Raw genomic sequence first — 19,299 nt, forward strand, 5'->3', positions numbered from 1 at the left:
ACGGGAACGGCGGGGTCTATTCCGCCGCTTCCTTGGAATGGCCGAGACGCTGGGACAGCGTCACCAGAAGATCGCGCGCGGCGTCCGCGATCACGGTCCCGGGCGGGAAGATGGCTTCCGCGCCGGCCGCGCGCAGCGCCTCGTAATCCTGCGGCGGCACGACGCCGCCCACCACCACCATGATGTCGCCGCGCCCTTCCGCCTCCAGCGCCTGCTTCAGCGCCGGCACGAGGGTGAGATGTCCGGCGGCAAGCGAGGAGATGCCCACCACATGGACGTCATTCTCCACCGCCTGCCGGGCGGCCTCTTCCGGGGTCGCGAACAGGGGGCCGATGTCCACGTCGAAGCCGAGGTCGGCGAAGGCGGAGGCGATCACCTTCTGCCCGCGATCGTGCCCGTCCTGGCCCACCTTGGCCACCAGGATGCGCGGGCGGCGGCCCTCGGCATGCTCGAATTCTTCCACCTGGCGCTGCACCTTGCCCACCTTGTCGGTCATGGCGCCGGCCTCCCGCTTGTAGACGCCGGAAATGGCGCGGATCTCGGCGCGATGGCGGCCGAACACCTTCTCCAGCGCATCGGAGATTTCGCCCACCGTCGCCTTGGCGCGGGCGGCGTTGACGGCGAGTTCCAGCAGGTTCGCGCCCTGGCTCGCGCCATTGGTGAGGGCGGTGAGCGCGCTTTCCACCTCGGCATCGCTGCGCTCGGCCTTGAGGCGCTTGAGCTTTTCGATCTGCGCCGCGCGCACGGCGGAATTGTCGACCTTCAGCACGTCGATCTGGGCTTCCGTCAGCGGCTTGTATTTGTTGACGCCCACCACAGTCTGCGCGCCGCCATCGATGCGCGCTTGCGTGGTGGCAGCGGCCTCCTCGATGCGCAGCTTGGGAATGCCGGCCTCGATCGCCTTCGCCATGCCGCCGAGGGCTTCCACTTCCTGGATATGGGCCCAGGCCTTGGCGGCAAGATCAGCGGTGAGCCGCTCGACGAAGAAGGAGCCGCCCCAGGGGTCGATCTGGCGCGTGGTGCCGCTTTCCTGCTGCAGCAGGATTTGCGTGTTGCGGGCGATGCGGGCGGAAAAGTCGGTCGGCAGCGCGAGCGCTTCGTCCAGCGCATTGGTGTGCAGAGACTGGGTGTGGCCCTGGGTGGCCGCCATGGCTTCCACGGCGGTGCGCATCACATTGTTGAACACGTCCTGCGCGGTCAGGCTCCAGCCCGAGGTCTGGGAATGGGTCCGCAGCGGCAAGGACTTGGGGTTCTTCGCCCCGAGATCGGTCATCAGGCGGGTCCACAGGAGGCGGGCGGCGCGCAGCTTGGCCACCTCCATGAAGAAATTCATGCCGATGGCCCAGAAGAAGCTGAGGCGCGGCGCGAAGACGTCGATGGGTAGGCCCGCGGCAGCACCCGCCCGGCCGTATTCGACGCCGTCCGCCAGCGTATAGGCGAGTTCGAGATCCTGCGTCGCCCCGGCCTCCTGCATGTGGTAGCCGGAAATGGAGATCGAGTTGAAGCGCGGCATCTCCTTGGACGTGTAGGAGAAAATGTCCGAGATGATGCGCATGCTCGGCAAGGGCGGATAGATATAGGTATTCCGCACCATGAATTCTTTGAGGATGTCGTTCTGGATCGTGCCCGAGAGCTTGGCGTGGGGCACGCCCTGTTCTTCGCCCGCGACGATGAACAGGGCCAGGATCGGCAGCACCGCGCCGTTCATGGTCATGGACACGCTCATCTGGTCCAGCGGGATACCGGAAAACAGCGTGCGCATGTCGTAAATGGAATCGATGGCCACCCCGGCCATGCCCACGTCGCCGGCGACGCGCGGGTGGTCGCTGTCATAGCCGCGGTGGGTCGCGAGATCGAAGGCGACCGAAAGCCCCTTCTGCCCGGCGGCGAGGTTGCGGCGGTAGAAGGCGTTGGAATCCTCGGCCGTGGAGAAGCCGGCATATTGCCGGATGGTCCAGGGCTGGTTCGCATACATGGTGGGGTAGGGGCCGCGCAGAAACGGCGCGATGCCGGGATAGGTGTCGATGAAATCAAGCCCGGCCACGTCTGACGGGCCATAGAGCGGCTTCACCGCAATCCCCTCGGGCGTCACCCAGGGTGCGAACTTGGCCGGCGGGGGCGCCAATTCCGGCGCGCGCCAATCGATATCGGCGAAGGCGGGCAAGCGGCTCATGGTCTCATCCTAACTCAGTTCGGTGCACCGCGCGAGCAAGCGCGCGGCAGGCATGTTCAGTTCAGGCACTCAATTGCCGCTGCGCGCGGCCGAGCACATCCAGCACGTCGCATCCGGCGAACAGGAAGCCATCCACACCGGCGGCGCGCCATGCCGCCTCATGCGCCCCCGGCCGGCCGGCGAGCCAGACCGCCTTCGCGCCGGCTGCCTTGAGCGCGCGCGCCGCGGCTTCCGCCTGCTCGGCATAAACCTCGTCCGAGGAGCACAAGCACGCGATGCGCGTGCCGGAGACGGCGAACGCCGCAATGAGGTCATCCAGCGAGGCAAACCCATCCGGCACCGGCGCGGCGATGCCGCCGGCCTCGAACAAATTGCGGGCATAGGTGGCGCGTGCCGTGAAGGCGGCGATGGGGCCAAGGGTCGCGAGGAAGGCGGTCGGCGCCTCGGCCTCGGCGGCATCGCGCAGGGCCTCGAACGGCTCGGCAAGGCGGTGGGGCGCCAGCGCGCCTTCCACCGGCGGCACCGGAAGCGTGGGAATGGGCGCGAGCACCGCCGGCATCGCCTGCCCCAGCAGGGGGAATTCGGAGGTTCCTGTGATGGGTTCCTTGCGGGTCGCCACATCCTTCGCGCGGCGCGCCCGCACTTCGCCGACCTGCTTCTGCCACCAGCCGGTGGTGAGGGCCTGCGCCATGCCGCCTTGGCCCTCGATGGCGCGGAAGATCTCCCAGGCGGTCGCGGCGAGGCCTTCCGTCTGGGTCTCCATGGCGCCGGCACCGGCGGAGGGGTCGGCGACGCGGTGCAGGTTGGATTCCTCCAGCAGCACCAATTGCGTATTGCGGGCGAGGCGCCGGGCGAACGCATCGGGCAGGCCGAGCGCCTGGGTGAAGGGCAGCACCGTGACGCTGTCCGCCCCGCCCACGCCGGCCGAGAATGCGGCCACGGTCGCCCGCAGAAGGTTCACATAGGGGTCGCGCCGCGTCAGCGAGCGCCAGGCCGTGGTGGCATGCACATGCGCCGGGCTGGGAGCGACACCGCTCTCACGCTGCACGGCGGCCCACAGCAGACGGAGTGCGCGGAACTTGGCGATTGTGGCGATCTGGTTCACATCGGCGGTCAGCGCCAGCTCGATCCGGGTGAATGCCGCTTCCAGCGGTACACCCGCCGCCTCCAGCGCTCGCAGATAGGCGACGCCGGTGGCAAGCACAGCTGCAAGCTCCTGTGCGTCCGAGGCACCGGCTGCATGATGCACGGCGCCGTCGGCGCGGCCGAACCGCGCCCTGAATCCTTTGCCGGCCAGGATGCCCGCCGTTTCGCCGAAGCGTTGGGCAAGATTGGCCCAGGGCAAGGGTGCCGATCCCACCGCTGCCAGATCGCCGATGGGATCGAGGCCGAACGATACGGACAGATCCGCCGGGCTGTGGCCGCGATCCTGCACCAGCTTGGCCAAGGCGAGCGCATTTTCTCGACCCTTGAAGCCACCGCTCTCCAGGCGCACGTCGATGAGGTCCAGCATCACCTCGTCCAGCACGCGGTCCAGCACCTCGCCGTCGGGCAGGCCGAAACCGTGGGCGTGGGGCGAGGAGGCATAGACGAGCGTGAGGCCGGAGGCGCCGCCGTCGAGGTCCTCCAGCGCCTGGGCATTGGCGGCATCCTTGTCCGCCTGGTCGACCCGCGCGCTGATGATCCAGGGCGCGCCGGCCGGACGCCCGGCGATGGGCGCGGCGTCGCGCTTGCGCGGCGGCAGGGGATCGAGTGACAGCCCCTCATAGGTGCGCGTCACCAGCTTCTTGTCATAGGGCGCGCCCTTGAGCACGCCTTCCACCAGCTTCAGCCAGTCCTCACGCGTCACGGGGGGCAGATCGGTCGTGAACGGCAAGGGGCCGGTTTCCTCGGTCATCGCGCACTCTCCTGGCTGGACGGGGTGGGCGGCAGGCGCAAATCCTGCGCGGCCAGGGCCTCTTCCCCCGTGAACATATAATCGCGCCGCACCGGCACGTCGTCGCGCCGGTCGGAAAGCAGAAGCTGGAACACCATGTTGGAGCCGTGCAGGAAGCCCAGCTCCACCGCCGCGAGATAGAATTCCCACATGCGGGTGAAGCGGGCGCCCATCATCGCCTCCACCTCGGAATGGCGAGCCTCGAACCTGTGGCGCCACGCGCGGATGGTCCAGTAATAATGCAGCCGCAGTACCTCCATGTCGGCGACCCACAGATGGGTGCGCTCGGTGGAGGCGAACACTTCCGACAAGGCCGGCACATAGCCGCCGGGGAAGATGTATTTGCGGATGAAGGGCGCGGTGGTGCCTGGCGGCGACATGCGGCCGATGGCGTGCACCAGCGCGAACCCGCCGGGGCCCAGCAAGTCGCGGATGGTGGTGAAATAGGCGTCGAAGTGATTCACGCCCACATGCTCCATCATGCCGATGGAGACCACGCGGTCGAACGGGCCCTTCAGGTCGCGATAATCCATCTCGCGGAAATCGATCTGGTCGGCGACGCCCGCCGCTTCGGCGAGCCGGCGCGATTCCGCCAGTTGCTCGGGCGAGACATTGATCGCGGTGACGTGCACGCCGCAATTCTTGGCGAGATAGATGGAGAGCCCGCCCCAGCCCGAGCCGATCTCCGCGGCCCGCATGCCGGGCGTGAGTTTCAGCTTCGCCGCGACATGGCGGAACTTGTTGCGCTGGGCGTCCGCCAGCGGTTCGTCCGGCTCGGAGAAATAGGCGCAGGAATAGGCCATGGTCTCGTCCAGCCACAGCCGGTAGAATTCGGCCGGGTGGTCATAATGGCTGGAGGCATTCTCCTTCGCCTTGGCGACCGGGTTCGCCTGGTGGAACCGGCGAAGCGCCCGCCATCCCTTGCGCAGCGCCTGCTGCACCGGGTGGGCGCCGAGGCCCTTGCGGTTCACCGAGAACAGATTGAGCAGGTCGAACACGCCCGCTCCGTCCTCGAAGGTGAGGCGGCCGTCCATATAAGCTTCGGCGGAGACCAGTTCGGGATTGAAGAAGAGGTCGCGCTCCAGCTTCTTGTCATGCATGCGCACCGTGACGCTCGGCCCATCCTTGCCGCTGCCGAAAACATGCCGCACGCCGTCCACGGTGATCACCGTGAGCTGGCCCTTCTCGACGAAACGCTTCAGCAGGTGCGAGAGCAGACGCATCAGAGGGTTCCTCTTTGGCCGGGCGTCCCGTGCTCCCTCTCCCGCTTGCGGGGGAGGGCCGGGGAGGGGGAGGACGGATGTGCGCCAGCCGGAAGGAGGCGCGAGCCGATGGCTTGCCCCCTCCCTAACCTTCCCCCGCAAGCGGGAGGGGGGATGGCGCACCCCTTCATCACGCGAATTCCAGGATCACTGCGTCCACCGCGAGGCTCTCGCCCGGCTTGGCGTGGACCGCCTTGATGATGCCGTCGCGCTCGGCGCGGAGCACGTTTTCCATCTTCATGGCCTCGACCACGGCCAGCGCTTCGCCAGCCTTCACGTCCTGGCCCGGCACGACGGCGATGGAAACCACCAGTCCAGGCATGGGGCAAAGCAATTCCTTGCCGCCGCCGGCCGCTGCCTTCTCCGGCATCAGCGTGGCAAGGGCCGCCTCGCGCTCGGTATAGACCTGCGCCTGCACCGCCACGCCCTTATAGGCCAGCGACACGCCATTCGGGATCGAGCGGACCTGGAGCGAGGCTTTCACCCCGTCCACGGTGCCGCTCCACACGATGTCGCCCGGCTTCCAACTGGTGACGAGCTGGTGGGAATGGATGGTCTCGCCCTTCCAGGTGAGCATATGGACGGTGAAGCCGTCCGCCGTCACGTCGATCTCGCACGGCAGAAGCTGCACGCCGCCCTGGCCGTTGAGGCGCACGATGCGGCGCCGGTCGAAGGTGACGGGGATGCCCGACATCTGGCCGGAAATCAGCCGCTTGCGGTCGTTCTGCACATGGTCGATGGCGGCCGCCACCGCGGCCAGCACATGGGCCAACTCGCCCACCGCCGCGCGGGCGTGGAAGCCGTCGGGATATTCCTCGGCGATAAAGCCGGTGGAGAGGCGGCCGTCCTTCCAGCGCTCATGCGCCATGAGGGCGGAGAGGAAGGGAATATTGTGGCCGATGCCGTCGATGGCGAAGGCGTCCAGCGCGTCCGCCTGGGCCTCGATGGCCTCGGCGCGAGTCGGCGCATGGGTCACGAGCTTGGCGATCATGGGATCGTAGAACAGCGAGATTTCCCCGCCCTCATAGACGCCCGTGTCGTTGCGCAGGGTGATGCCGTTGTGCACGCCTTCCGCCGGCGGGCGATAGCGCACCAGGCGGCCGGTGGAGGGCAGGAAGGAGCGGTAGGGATCTTCCGCATAGATGCGGCTTTCCACCGCCCAGCCGTTCAGCTTCACATCGGCCTGTGAGAAGGCGAGGGGCTCGCCGGCGGCGACGCGGATCATCTGCTCGACGAGGTCGATGCCGGTGATCAGCTCGGTGACGGGATGCTCCACCTGGAGGCGGGTGTTCATCTCCAGGAAGTAGAAGCTCTTGTCCTGCCCGGCGACGAATTCCACCGTGCCGGCGCTGTCGTAGCCCACGGCCTTGGCGAGGGCGACGGCCTGCTCACCCATCTTCTTGCGGGTTTCCTCGTCCAGCAGCGGGGAGGGGGCTTCCTCGACAACCTTTTGATTGCGGCGCTGGATCGAGCATTCGCGCTCGCCGAGATAGACCACGTTGCCGTGCTTGTCGCCCAGCACCTGGATCTCGATGTGGCGCGGATCGACGATGAACTTCTCCACGAACACCCGGTCGTCGCCGAATGAGGATTTCGCTTCGCTCTTGGCGCGGTCGAAGCCGTCCTGCACTTCCTCCCGGGAATAGGCGATGCGCATGCCCTTGCCGCCGCCGCCGGCGGAGGCCTTGATCATCACCGGATAGCCGATCTCGTCGGCGATCTTGGCGGCCTGGGTGCCGTCTTCCAGCACGCCGAGATAGCCCGGCACGGTGGAGACGTTGGCCGCCGCCGCCGCCTTCTTGGATTCGATCTTGTCGCCCATGGCGTCGATCGCGTGCGGATTGGGGCCGATGAAGACGATGCCGGCCTCGGCCAGTGCGCGCGGGAAGGCGGCGCGCTCGGAGAGGAAGCCGTAGCCGGGATGCACCGCCTCGGCGCCGGTCTGCTTGCAGGCGTCGATGATCTTTTCGATGATCAGATAGGATTGGGCGGCCTGCGGCGGGCCGATATGCACCGCCTCGTCCGCCATCTCGACGTGCAGGGCGTCCTTGTCGGCGTCCGAATAGACGGCCACGGTCTTGATGCCCATCTTGCGCGCCGTCTTGATGACGCGGCAGGCGATCTCACCCCGGTTTGCGATCAGGATTTTCGAGAACATTCAGTCAGTCCCCCGGCGCTTGGAAGCGCATTATTTGAATTTTACCTCTCCCCGAGGGGGAGAGGTCGGCGCCGCAGGCGACGGGTGAGGGGGCTCCGGCGTCTGGGGTGAGGATCGAACCCCCTCACCCCAGCCCTCTCCCCGCCGGGGAGAGGGGCCTTCCCTCTGTCCTTAAAGCGGCAGATTGTCGTGTTTCTTCGCCGGCTGCTCCACGGTCTTGGAGCGCAGCATGGCGAGCGCGCGGGCGATGCGCCGGCGGGTCGAATGCGGCATGATGACTTCGTCGATATAGCCGCGCTCGGCCGCCACGAAGGGCGAAAGGAAGCGCTGCTCGTAATTCTTGGTCTGGGCCGCGATCTTGTCCGGATCGCCCATGTCGGCGCGGAAGATGATCTCCACCGCCCCCTTGGCGCCCATGACAGCGATCTGCGCGGTCGGCCAGGCATAGTTCACATCGCCGCCCACGTGCTTGGAGGCCATCACGTCATAAGCGCCGCCGAACGCCTTGCGGGTGATGAGGGTGACTAGCGGGACGGTGGCCTGGGAATAGGCGAACAGCAGCTTGGCGCCGTGCTTGATGAGGCCGCCATATTCCTGCGCGGTACCGGGTAAAAATCCTGGCACGTCCACGAAGGTGACGATGGGGATCTCGAACGCATCGCAGAAGCGCACGAAGCGCGCGGCCTTGCGGGAGGCGTCGGCATCGAGCACGCCGGCCAGCACCATGGGCTGGTTGGCGACGAAGCCCACCGTGCGCCCCTCGATGCGGCCGAAGCCGGTGACGATGTTCTTGGCATAGGCGGCCTGGATTTCGAAGAAGTCCGCCTCGTCGACGGTCTTCAGGATCAGTTCCTTGATGTCGTAGGGCTTGTTGGGATTGTCCGGAATCAGCGTGTCGAGGCTCTCGTCGATCCGCAGCGGATCGTCGAAGGAGGGCCATTCCGGCACGCCGGCTGAATTGTTGGCGGGCAGGAAATCGATGAGGCGACGGGTCTGGAGCAGCATCTCCACGTCGTTCTCATAGGCGCCGTCGGCGACCGAGGACTTGGAGGTGTGTACCTTGGCGCCGCCCAGTTCCTCGGCGGTCACGGTCTCGTTGGTGACGGTCTTCACCACGTCCGGGCCGGTGACGAACATGTAGCTCGTGTCGCGCACCATGAAGATGAAGTCGGTCATGGCGGGGGAATAGACGTCGCCGCCGGCGCAGGGGCCCATGATCAGCGAGATCTGCGGGATCACGCCGGAGGCGGTGACATTGCGCTTGAACACCTCGCCATAGCCGCCGAGCGCCGCGACGCCTTCCTGGATGCGCGCGCCGCCGGCATCGAACAAGCCGATGATGGGCGCGCGGGTCTTCAGCGCCATGTCCTGGATCTTGGTAATCTTGCGGGCATGCTCTTCCGAAAGCGAGCCGCCGAACACGGTGAAGTCCTTGGCGAACACGAACACCTTGCGGCCGTTCACCGTGCCCCAGCCGGTCACCACGCCGTCGCCGGGGATCTTCTGGTTCTCCATGCCGAAATCGATGCAGCGATGTTGCACGAAGGTGTCGAACTCCTCGAAGGAGCTGCGATCCAGCAGAAGCTCGATGCGCTCGCGGGCGGTCAGCTTGCCGCGGGCGTGCTGCGCCTCGATGCGCTTTTCGCCCCCCCCCAAGCGTGCAACGCCGCGCCGGCTCTCAAGCTCTTCCAGGATTTCCTTCATGCGCCCAAGTCCCTTGCCGGAATGCCCAGTCTTGTAACCAGTCTAATGGTGCCGAACGCCCGAGGGAAAGGGTTCACATCCCCTGATGCCAAGCGAAATGCGGCGCCGAACCTCACGCGCTAGCAAATGCAGCGCCAAATTTGAATATGTAAAAAATTCATGTTGTAATGTGTGAATAATTTACAATTCGGAGCCATGATGCGCCAGAAGGTTTTTGCCGGTCATGCGGTTCGCCGTCTGCGCGAGAAACTCGGCCTTAAGCAGAGCGAACTGGCGCATCGCCTCGGCGTGTCGCCCTCCTATATCAACCAGATCGAGAGCAATCAGCGGCCTTTGACCGCCTCGGTGCTGATCGCCATCTCCCGCACCTTTTCGGTCGATATCACCTCGTTCGGCGCGGAGGATCTCGACCGGCTCGTGGCCGATCTGCGCGAGGCGACCGCCGATCCCCTGTTCCGCGATCTCGACCTTGGCTTGCAGGACATGAAAGCGGTGGCGAACCTCTCGCCGGCCTTCGCCCATGCCTTCCTGCGCACAACCGCCGCGCTGCGGCGCACGGCCGAGTGGCGTGCCTCCATGGACGATATGCTCACTGCGGGTGTGGGCGATGAGGCAAAGCTCATCCCCTATGAGGAGGTGCGCGACTATTTCCATTACATCGACAATTACGTCGATGCTCTGGACCGCGCGGCGGAGGATTGCGCCAGCCGGCTGTCTTTGCTCGCCGGGGCCGAGCCGATCTCGGCTCTGTCCACCCACCTCTCCGACCGCTTCAATGTGCGCACGGAACTTGCCCCCCCCGATCCGGCGCTGCCGCTGTCGCGCTACGACGTGCGCAACCGCCTGCTCACCTTGTCCGGGGTGCTCTCCCCTTCGAGCCGGGCGTTTCGGCTCGGCGTGACCATCGCACAACTGGAGCATGGTCCGCTGGTGGACCGGCTGGTGGCGGGAGCCGGATTCCGCAGCCAGACCGCCGGGGAGATCTGCCGGCTCGCCCTCAACAATTACTTCGCCGGCGCCCTGGTGCTGCCCTACGGCCGCTTCCTGGATCTCGCCCGCGCTCGCCGTCATGACCTTGACCGTCTGGTCTTGGAGACCGGTGCCAGCCTGGAGCAGGTGTGCCACCGCCTCTCCACTCTCCAGCGCCCCGGCGCGAAGGGTGTGCCATTCTATTTCGCCAAGGTGGATCGGGCTGGAAACATCACCAAGCGCCACAGCGCCACGCGCTTCCAGTTCGCTCGTCACGGCGGGGCCTGCGCCGTGTGGAACGTGCATGAAGCCTTCGAGGCTCAAGGCCGCACGCTGGTGCAACTCGGCGAAATGCCTGACGGGGTGCGCTATATTTGCCTTGCGCGATCTCTCCAAGTGCCAAGCTTGCGCTACGGCCAGCCGCAGCGCGCCTATGCGCTGGGACTCGGCTGCGAAATTTCCTTCGCCGACGACATGGTCTATGCGGATGGCTTGGACCTCAAGGCGGCGCCGGTGGCGCGGCTCGGCGTATCGTGCCGCATCTGCCCGCGTCGGGACTGCGATTTCAGGGCTTTCCCTCCCTTGGACCGTGAAATCCACACCGATCCCCATGTGCGCGACGTGGTGCCTTTCGTCATCTCTTGAATAAGCCTGCGCTGTGTCGCAATGCCGCCGCGATGACGCACAGGAAACGCCATGGAAACACGGCACGACTCCCTCTAACGGTAGTGTTTCCGTGGAAGTGAGGATGGGTATGTCAGGGGCTTTTCGGATCGCAGGGTTGGCGCTCGCCTTCGCCTGCCTTGCTGGCGCTGCGCAGGCGTCGCCCGGCTTTACTACGTCGGATGTCAATATGCGCGCCGGTCCTGATACCCAGTATCCCAGGGTGGCGGTTTTGCCGGAGGGGGCGCCGGTGGAGATTTTCGGCTGCCTCTCCAACCAATCCTGGTGCGATGTCGCCTGGGGACCCAATCGCGGCTGGGTCTATGGGGATTATCTCGCGTTCGTTTATCGCGGCGAGCGGGTTTTGGTGCCGGAGTACGCGCCCGTCGTGGGCATCCCGGTGATCGGATTCAACTTCGGCAATTATTGGGGCAACTATTATCGCGGGTCGCCCTGGTGGAATCAGCGCTCCCGTTGGCAGGGCTACGCACCTCGGCCGCGCCCCGGGTGGGGCGCTCCCCCTCCAGGTCCGGGCCCGCGCCCGCCGGGCTGGTGGAATCAACCCGGCCGTCCTGGCAATCCGGGATATCCTGGCAATCCCGGCGGTCCCGGCCGGCCGGGAAACCCCGGATATCCTGGCAACCCTGGTTACCCCGGCAATCCCGGGCATCCCGGAGGTCCCGGCTACCCGAACCAAGGCGCTCAACCTGGGCGACCACCCGGAAATTATGGTGGGCCGCCTCCGGGAAATCAGGGGCGTCAGCCCGGTGTTTATCCCAACCAGCAGGGGCAATATCCCGGGGGAAATCCCGGTCGGCAACCCGGTCCGCCGCCGGGCCAACAGGGCGGCGGTCGACCCAGCCCGCAACCTGGCCAGCCCCCGCGTGGCCCGCAACCCGGAGCCGCTCCGCCGCAGGCCGGTGCCCCGCTCGGCAAGCCGGTGCTCCAGCAGAAGTGGAACGGCCCCGGCGGTCTGCCGGCCTGCGCTCCCGGCACCCCATGCCCTGCCCCCCAATGAGGGCGGGCTCGGCAGATTGACACAACTGAGGGGCGGAGCATGGAATGCTTCGCCCCTCAGCGCCGAACAGCCAGACGTCCCGGTCTCCACGCGGCGGGCCATCGACGCACGCGTGCCGTCGCGCTATGGGCTTGGCCATGTCGACTTCATCTTCCTCCTCGGCGGCCACCGGATCCAAGCCGGTCCTGCGCTTTGCTCCCTCGCCCACCGGCTTGATCCATGTGGGCAATGCCCGCACAGCGTTGCTCAACGCCCTGCTCGCGCGGCGCGAGGGCGGCACCTTTATCCTGCGCTTCGACGACACTGACGTCGGGCGCTCCCGCCCGGAATTCGCACAGGCCATTTCCGAGGATGTCGACTGGCTCGGCATTGTCCCTGATCGGGTTGTGCGCCAGTCAGACCGCCTTGCCCTGTATGATGCGGCGACGGCAACGTTGCGGGCTTCAGGGCGCCTGTATCCCGCTTATGAAACCGAAGCCGAGCTGGACCTGAAGCGAGGCTTGCAGCGCGCCCGTGGCCTTCCGCCGGTCTATGATCGGGCTGCGCTCGCCCTGACCGCCGAGGATCGCGCCCGCTTGGAAGCCGAAGGCCGCATGCCTCATTGGCGCTTTCTTCTGGATCACCGCACCGTCACCTGGGATGACGGCGTGCGGGGGCCGCAGCATCTGGATACGGCAACTCTGTCCGATCCGGTGCTCGTACGGGCGGATGGCAGCTACCTCTACACTTTGACTTCAGTGGTGGACGATCTCGACATGGGCGTCACCTGCATCGTGCGCGGGGAAGACCATGTGACCAACACAGCGGTGCAGATTGAGCTGTTCGAGGCATTGGGCGGAGCTGCTCCGCGCTTTGCCCACCATAATCTCTTGACCCTGCCGAGTGGCGAGGGGCTTTCCAAGCGGCTCGGCCATCTCTCGCTGCGGGCTTTGAGGGAAGAGGGGCAGGAAGCACTGGCGGTGGCCGCGGCAGCGGTACTTGTCGGCACGTCCGAAGCATTGGCGCCGGTCGAGAGCCTGGATGCCCTTGCGGCGAAGATTGACCTGTCGCACATTTCCCGCGCACCGGCGCGGTTCGATCCGGCGGATCTTGCCGTGCTCACTGCCCGCACGCTGCATCATTTGCCGTTCGAGGCCGTGGCGGATCGTCTTGCCGCTGCTGGGGTTTCCGGTGGTGCTCCGTTCTGGCTCGCCGTGCGCGGCAATCTCTCTACCTTTGCCGATGCGGCGCAGTGGTGGCGCATCTGCAGGGAGGATGGCGTCGGAATAATTGTGGATGGCGACAGCGATTTTCTTGCTGAAGCCGGACGCTTGCTGCCGCAAGAGCCTTGGGACACCTCCACTTATGCGCCCTGGATCGCGGCGCTGAAGGCGCAGAGTGGACGGGCTGGAAAAGCCTTGTTCCGGCCGCTGAGGCTGGCCCTGACCGGACAGGAGACCGGCCCCGAGCTGGCGGCCCTGCTGCTGTTGATCGGACGCACCCGCGTTCTTGCGCGGCTCGGTGTCACCGGCGCGTGACCGCCGCTCTGTCGGGCTAGCTCTCGCGCGCCGTGTGTCTATTCTCGCGTCGTCGAAGCACAATCAGGAGTCGGGGATGGGCAAAGGCATGAAGCGGAGAGCCGTCGCGGGGCGCGCAGCGAGTTTCGCAACAACGGGGCTTGCTTGTCTCGTGCTGATGGCGGGGGTGCTGCCCGCCCGCTCCGCCGAGCCTACCGCCTGGTATTCCGGCGAGTACAAGAGCTGCGATCAGGATACGACGCCGGAGATCGTGCGCTGCATCACCAGTTTAACGGCGGGCTGGGAAGCGCGTCTGGAAACGGCCCTTAAGGCTCTGCTGGCGCAGCAGACGGCAAAGCAGCAGGAGCGGCTGAAGGCGTCGCAGAAGGCCTGGACCGCCTTCCGCGATGCGGACTGCGCCTTCTATGTCAATGGCGAGGGCACCATCGCCCGCGTGGAGGGCGCCGAATGCCGGCGGGTGTTGACTCAACAGAGGGCACAGGAATTGGAGCAGGCGGGGCGGCCCTGATCGTCTCCTGATCCCGCCCGGGCCATCTTTTCTCCAGCGCCGATGCACCCCATATTGGCGCCATGGCCAAAGCATCCAGACCCGGCAAACTTGGTGAGCGCTCGCAGCGTCATTTCGAGCCTGCGCCCGCCCAACCCCTTGATCCTGAAGTCGCAAAGTCGCTCGGGCTGGCACCGGGGGATATGAGCGGCGATTTCGAATCCGCCGGCGCCTCGGCGACCGTGGCGGCTCTGTCGCGGTTGATCGAGGAGGGGCGCCCCGAGGTCACCGGCCAGACTTGGACGCCCCATCGCCCGCCGCGTCCAGACAAAAGTGAGGGGGGCGTACCCCTTGTGATCAAAAGCGAATTCGAACCCGCCGGCGACCAGCCGGCGGCCATTGCGGAACTGGTCGCCCAGGCCCGTGCGCATGAGCGGGATCAGGTGCTGCTGGGGGTAACCGGTTCCGGCAAGACCTTCACCATGGCCAAGGTGATCGAGACCTTGCAGCGTCCGGCGATCATTTTGGCGCCGAACAAGACGCTCGCAGCCCAGCTCTACGGCGAGTTCAAGTCGTTCTTTCCTGAGAATTCCGTAGAATATTTTGTTTCATACTACGACTATTATCAGCCCGAGGCCTACGTTCCCCGCACCGACACCTACATCGAGAAAGAATCGTCGGTGAACGAGCAGATCGATCGGATGCGGCACTCTGCTACCCGCGCGCTGCTGGAGCGGGATGATGTCATCATCGTCGCCTCGGTCTCCTGCATCTACGGCATCGGCTCGGTGGAGACCTATTCCTCCATGACCTTCAAACTGGAGGTGGGGGAGCGGATCGACCAGCGGCAGCTCATCGCCGATCTTGTTGCACTGCAATATAAGCGCATCCAGTCCGATTTCGCCCGCGGCACCTTCCGGGTGCGGGGCGACAGCGTGGAGATATTCCCCGCCCATTATGAGGATCGGGCCTGGCGGGTTTCGCTGTTCGGCGACGAGGTGGAGAGCATCGCCGAGTTCGACCCGCTCACCGGCCACAAGACCGGCGACATGAAGTCGATCAAGGTCTACGCCTCCTCCCATTATGTCACCCCGCGGCCGACGCTGATCCAGGCGATCGCCGGCATCAAGGCCGAGCTGAAGACCCGGCTCGACGAATTGTACAAGATGGGCCGGCTGCTGGAGGCCCAGCGGCTGGAGCAGCGCACCCGCTACGATCTGGAGATGATGGAGGCCACCGGCGCCTGCGCGGGCATCGAGAATTATTCCCGCTGGCTCACCGGTAGGAAGCCCGGCGAGCCGCCGCCGACCCTGTTCGAATATGTGCCCGACAATGCCCTTGTCTTCATCGACGAGAGCCACGTGACCATTCCGCAGATCGGCGCCATGTATCGCGGCGACTTTCGCCGCAAGGCGACGCTAGCGGAATATGGCTTCCGCCTGCCGAGCTGCATGGACAACCGGCCGCTGCGGTTCGAGGAATGGGAGGCCATGCGCCCGCAGACGGTGCATGTCTCCGCCACCCCCGGCCCGTGGGAGATGGACCGCACCGGCGGCGTGTTCGTGGAGCAGGTGATCCGCCCCACCGGCCTCATCGACCCGCCGGTGGAAATCCGCCCCGCGCGCACCCAGGTGGACGACCTCCTCGGCGAGGTGCGGGCCGTGGCGGCGAAGGGCTATCGCACCCTCGTCACCGTGCTCACCAAGCGCATGGCCGAGGATCTCACCGAATATCTGCACGAGAACGGCATCCGCGTGCGTTACATGCATTCGGACATCGACACCATCGAGCGCATCGAGATCATCCGCGACCTGCGGCTCGGCGCCTTCGACGTGCTGATCGGCATCAACCTGCTGCGCGAGGGGCTGGATATTCCCGAATGCGCGCTGGTCGCCATTCTCGATGCGGACAAGGAAGGGTTTCTGCGCTCGGAAACTTCCCTGGTGCAGACCATCGGCCGCGCCGCGCGAAATGTGGACGGGCGCGTCATCCTCTATGCCGACCACGAGACCGGCTCCATGCAGCGCGCCATGGCGGAGACCACCCGCCGGCGCGAAAAGCAGGTGGCCTATAATACCGAGCACGGCATCACGCCCGAGAGCGTGAAGAAGGCCATCGGCGATATCCTCAACTCGGTCTATGAGCGCGACCACGTGCAGGTGGATGCGGGCCTGGCGGAGGAGGGGGCGGCCTTCGGCCATAATCTCAAGGCGGTGATGGCGGATTTGGAAAAGCGCATGCGCGCCGCCGCCGCCGACCTGGACTTCGAGACCGCCGCCCGCCTGCGCGACGAGATCAAGCGCCTGCAGGCGACCGAGCTTGCAGTGTCCGACGATCCCATGGCACGGCAGGAGGCGGTGGACGACAAGACCGGCGGCTTCCGGGGCGAGCGCAAATATGGCCGCGCCGCCAATGAGCCGCCGAAAGCAGCGGGAGCCGTCGCCAGTTCCGGCCGGGGCAAGCCCGCCAAGGCCAATGGCCGCGCCCGCGCCGACACCGGCACCGGCCATGCCCCCGCCCAACCCATCCTGCCGCCTGCCGCCGCCCCTGTTGCCGCCGGCAAGGTGCAGCCGGCGCCCACCCGGCGCGACCGCTCCCCCGACGAAATGCCGCTCTATGCGCCGCGCGTCGGCTCGAAGGTGGCCAAGCCCTCGCTGGACGACATGGGGCCGGGAAGCGACCGGGCCGAGCCCTTGTCGGCCTTGGATTATCAGCCGGGGCCACGCCCCGATCCGGGCACCAAGGGGTATCGCAAGGGCGGACGGCGCAAGGGATAGCGCTCCCGCCGCCGCGCCGGGGCGACTTAAGAAAAGGGCGACATAAGAAAAAAGGGGAGGGGCAGCATGTGCACGCGGACGCTTTATGTGGGGGACGACGGCTTTGCCGTCACCGGCCGCAACATGGATTGGAAGGAGGATATGCTCTCCAATCTATGGGTGTTCCCTGCGGGATGCGCGCGCACCGGTGCGGCAGGCGCGAATGCGCTGAGCTGGACCTCGAAATACGGCAGTCTTGCTGTTTCCGGCTATGAGGCGGGCACGCCCGACGGGCTGAACGAGAAGGGCCTTGCGGCCAACGCGCTCTATCTGGTGGAAAGCGATTACGGGGCGCCGCGCGACGACCGCCCCTCGCTCTCCATCGCGCTGTGGGCACAATATGTGCTGGATATGTTCGCGAGCGTCGCCGAGGCTGTGGCGGCGCTGCGCGCGGACCCGTTCAACATCCTCGCGCCGGTTCTGCCGAACGGCGCGCCGGCGGCGCTGCATCTGGCGGTGTCCGACACCAGCGGGGATTCCGCGATTTTCGAATATATCGGCGGGGTCCTCACAATCCATCACGACCGCAGCTATGCGGTGATGACCAATTCGCCGAGCTACGATCAGCAACTCGCGCTGGATGCTTATTGGAAACAGGTGGGCGGCCTCGTGTTCCTGCCCGGCACCAATCGCGCGGCGGACCGGTTCGCCCGCGCCTCCTTTCTGCTGGAGTCCCTGCCGCGCAAGGCGGACCCGCATTATATCAGGGGCATTCCAGGCCAATCCTATGAGCACCAGGCCATTGCCGCCGTGCTGAGCCTGCAGCGCGCGGTGAGCGTGCCGCTGGGCATCTCCACGGTGGACCAGCCCAATATTTCGTCCACCATCTGGCGCAGCATCTGCGACCACCGAAACCTGGTCTATTATTTCGACTCCGCCACGCGCCCCAACACCTTCTGGGTGGACCTCGCCAAGCTCGACTTCACCCCCGGCACGCCGATCCGCAAGTTGGTGCTGCAGAATGGCGAAGTCTATGCGGGCGAGGTCTCCGACAGCTTCGCGCCGGCCGAGGATTTGAAGTGGTTGATGGCGGGGTGAGGGAAGGGGCTGGGGCGACGGTAGGATTGGTTGCATCCATGTCTTCTCACCCTTGCCCCACCTCCGCACCTGCGGTAAAAGCCCGCCCATGGGCCGGGACCTCCAGCAGATGCGGGCCGCACCATGAGCGAACTCTTCAGCGCCGCCGATAAACCCTCGACCATCGAACGGCCGAAGGACGAGACGCGCCCCAAGCTCGCGCGGCCGCGCCTGCACAAGGTGATCCTGCTCAATGACGATTACACGCCGCGCGAATTCGTGGTGATGCTGCTGAAAGCTGAGTTTGGCATGAACGAGCCCCAGGCGCTCGGCGTCATGCTCACCGCCCACCGGCGCGGCGCCTGCGTGGTGGCGGTGTTTCCCCGCGATGTGGCGGAAACCAAGTCCGCCCGCGCCTCGGATGCCGCCCGCGCCAAGGGCTATCCCCTGATGTTCACCACCGAGCCCGAGGAATAGACCCTCCTTCGCACGGGGCCGTCATTTCATCGTCCATCGATTATTGCGGTACATAGATAAGCCCTAATCCACCGGTCGAATGTGTTTTGGGAATCGCAGCGAGGCCGCTCGCCGCGCGTTCTGGGGCGCGCGGAAACGAGGGCGGACATGACTGCAGCTTGGAAAAAAACCGGCGGACTCCTGAGCTTGACCTTGATGCCCTTTCTCACTGGGGGGTGCGCCATGGCGCCCCTGGATGAGGGCGGCTCTTTGGCCTCCTATTCGGATCTCACGCAGGCCGATGGCTTGCTGGCCAAGTCGAAACTGCGCATCGCCAAGGAAACCGTTCTTGCGGCGAAGACGGTTCGCCTGGTTCCGACCGTCTTTGCCGGCGCTGCGCGGCAGGACACGATCACCGAGGATCAACGCAAGCTTGTCGCCAATGCGGTGGACCGGTCGTTATGTGCCGGCCTCAGTGAACGGTTTCAGGTGGTCGGCGCTTCGGAAAGCGCGGACCTCACGGTACATGCCGTCGTCACCAATATGGTGGCCACCGACGAGAAGGCGGTTGCGGCAACGAAAGTCGCCTCCGTGGCGAAGACTATTTTTCTGCCGGGAATTCCGGTTCCCACCCCGCGCATCCCGATCGGCCTTGGAAGCCTTTCGATGGAGGCCGAGGCGCGGAACCACGAGGGCGCACAGGAAGCCGCCATGGTGTGGGGACGGGGGGCCAATTTCCTCTCGGGCTCGGCGCGGGTCTCCACCGCGGGGGATGCCTACGAACTCGCCAGCGCATTCGGGGACGATTTCAGCAAACTTCTCGTCACCGGTGAGAGCCCGTTCAAGAGCTTGTCCGGCCCCCCCTCCATGGAACGGCTCCAATCCCTGGCGGGAGGCGCGCCCAAATATTCGGCGTGCGAAATTTTTGGGCGAGAGCAAGGTGTTGCCGGGCTGGTCAGCGGCGCGGTCGGGTTGCCGCCAGAATGGACCGACAAGGGAACCGGCGGTGCCACGGCGGTGACGCAGACGGCGGCTCAATAAGGGACGCCGCAATAAGTTCTGCCGCAATAAGGCATCCTATGTGGCGCCGGCCCGGCAGGCGCCACAAGGCAAAGATCAACGG

Annotated in this window: 13 protein-coding genes; 8 read left to right on the forward strand and 5 right to left on the reverse strand. The window is 66.0% G+C overall.

The annotated features are described in order from the left end of the window. Positions 1–16 precede the first annotated feature (16 nt). The 5 genes from scpA to V5F77_RS03870 form a co-directional block, all read right to left on the reverse strand. Positions 17–2,173 (reverse strand): methylmalonyl-CoA mutase, encoded by a 2,157-nt coding sequence (gene scpA, locus V5F77_RS03850; protein ID WP_429003997.1) that lies wholly within the window; start codon positions 2,171–2,173, stop codon positions 17–19. Positions 2,174–2,234: 61 nt separating this feature from the next. After that, positions 2,235–4,070: a methylmalonyl-CoA mutase family protein gene (locus tag V5F77_RS03855; protein ID WP_429003998.1), complete on the reverse strand. Its 1,836-nt coding sequence runs from the start codon at positions 4,068–4,070 to the stop codon at positions 2,235–2,237. Further along, complete coding sequence (locus V5F77_RS03860) at positions 4,067–5,332, reverse strand: class I SAM-dependent methyltransferase (RefSeq protein ID WP_429003999.1); 1,266 nt, start codon at positions 5,330–5,332, stop codon at positions 4,067–4,069. Before V5F77_RS03860 ends, V5F77_RS03855 begins: the two co-directional genes overlap by 4 nt. A gap of 169 nt (positions 5,333–5,501) precedes the next feature. Continuing rightward, positions 5,502–7,529 carry an acetyl-CoA carboxylase biotin carboxylase subunit gene (locus V5F77_RS03865; RefSeq protein WP_429004000.1) on the reverse strand — a complete coding sequence of 676 codons (2,028 nt, stop codon included), beginning with the start codon at positions 7,527–7,529 and terminating at the stop codon, positions 5,502–5,504. A 171-nt stretch (positions 7,530–7,700) separates the two neighbouring features. Next, positions 7,701–9,233: an acyl-CoA carboxylase subunit beta gene (locus V5F77_RS03870; RefSeq protein ID WP_429004001.1), complete on the reverse strand. Its 1,533-nt coding sequence runs from the start codon at positions 9,231–9,233 to the stop codon at positions 7,701–7,703. A gap of 198 nt (positions 9,234–9,431) precedes the next feature. Here V5F77_RS03870 and V5F77_RS03875 point away from each other — a divergent pair, with 198 nt between their 5' ends. The 8 genes from V5F77_RS03875 to V5F77_RS03910 all read left to right on the forward strand — a co-directional run bounded on the left by V5F77_RS03875 (position 9,432) and on the right by V5F77_RS03910 (position 19,217). Continuing rightward, entirely contained in the window at positions 9,432–10,847 is a 1,416-nt protein-coding gene (locus V5F77_RS03875; RefSeq protein WP_429004041.1) for a short-chain fatty acyl-CoA regulator family protein, read from the forward strand. Positions 10,848–11,055: 208 nt separating this feature from the next. Beyond that, complete coding sequence (locus V5F77_RS03880) at positions 11,056–11,883, forward strand: SH3 domain-containing protein (protein ID WP_429004002.1); 828 nt, start codon at positions 11,056–11,058, stop codon at positions 11,881–11,883. A 137-nt stretch (positions 11,884–12,020) separates the two neighbouring features. Then, the gene (locus V5F77_RS03885; protein ID WP_429004003.1) at positions 12,021–13,400 is read left to right on the forward strand and encodes a glutamate--tRNA ligase; all 1,380 of its coding nucleotides are present in this window, start codon (positions 12,021–12,023) and stop codon (positions 13,398–13,400) included. Between the two features lie 88 nt (positions 13,401–13,488). Continuing rightward, positions 13,489–13,908, forward strand: coding sequence for a lysozyme inhibitor LprI family protein (locus V5F77_RS03890; RefSeq protein ID WP_429004004.1), 420 nt, complete (start codon positions 13,489–13,491; stop codon positions 13,906–13,908). Between the two features lie 62 nt (positions 13,909–13,970). After that, positions 13,971–16,664 (forward strand): excinuclease ABC subunit UvrB, encoded by a 2,694-nt coding sequence (gene uvrB, locus V5F77_RS03895; RefSeq protein ID WP_429004005.1) that lies wholly within the window; start codon positions 13,971–13,973, stop codon positions 16,662–16,664. Positions 16,665–16,730: 66 nt separating this feature from the next. Further along, positions 16,731–17,741, forward strand: coding sequence for a linear amide C-N hydrolase (locus V5F77_RS03900; RefSeq protein ID WP_429004006.1), 1,011 nt, complete (start codon positions 16,731–16,733; stop codon positions 17,739–17,741). Positions 17,742–17,864: 123 nt separating this feature from the next. Further along, a complete protein-coding gene (gene clpS, locus V5F77_RS03905) occupies positions 17,865–18,197 on the forward strand; it encodes an ATP-dependent Clp protease adapter ClpS (protein ID WP_394081562.1) in 333 nt (110 codons plus the stop codon). 222 nt (positions 18,198–18,419) lie between these two features. Beyond that, a complete protein-coding gene (locus V5F77_RS03910; protein ID WP_429004007.1) occupies positions 18,420–19,217 on the forward strand; it encodes a DUF3313 domain-containing protein in 798 nt (265 codons plus the stop codon). Positions 19,218–19,299 lie beyond the last annotated feature (82 nt).

It is taken from the genome of Roseixanthobacter psychrophilus, from assembly GCF_043195195.1.
Classification (GTDB): Bacteria; Pseudomonadota; Alphaproteobacteria; order Rhizobiales; family Xanthobacteraceae; genus NCEH01.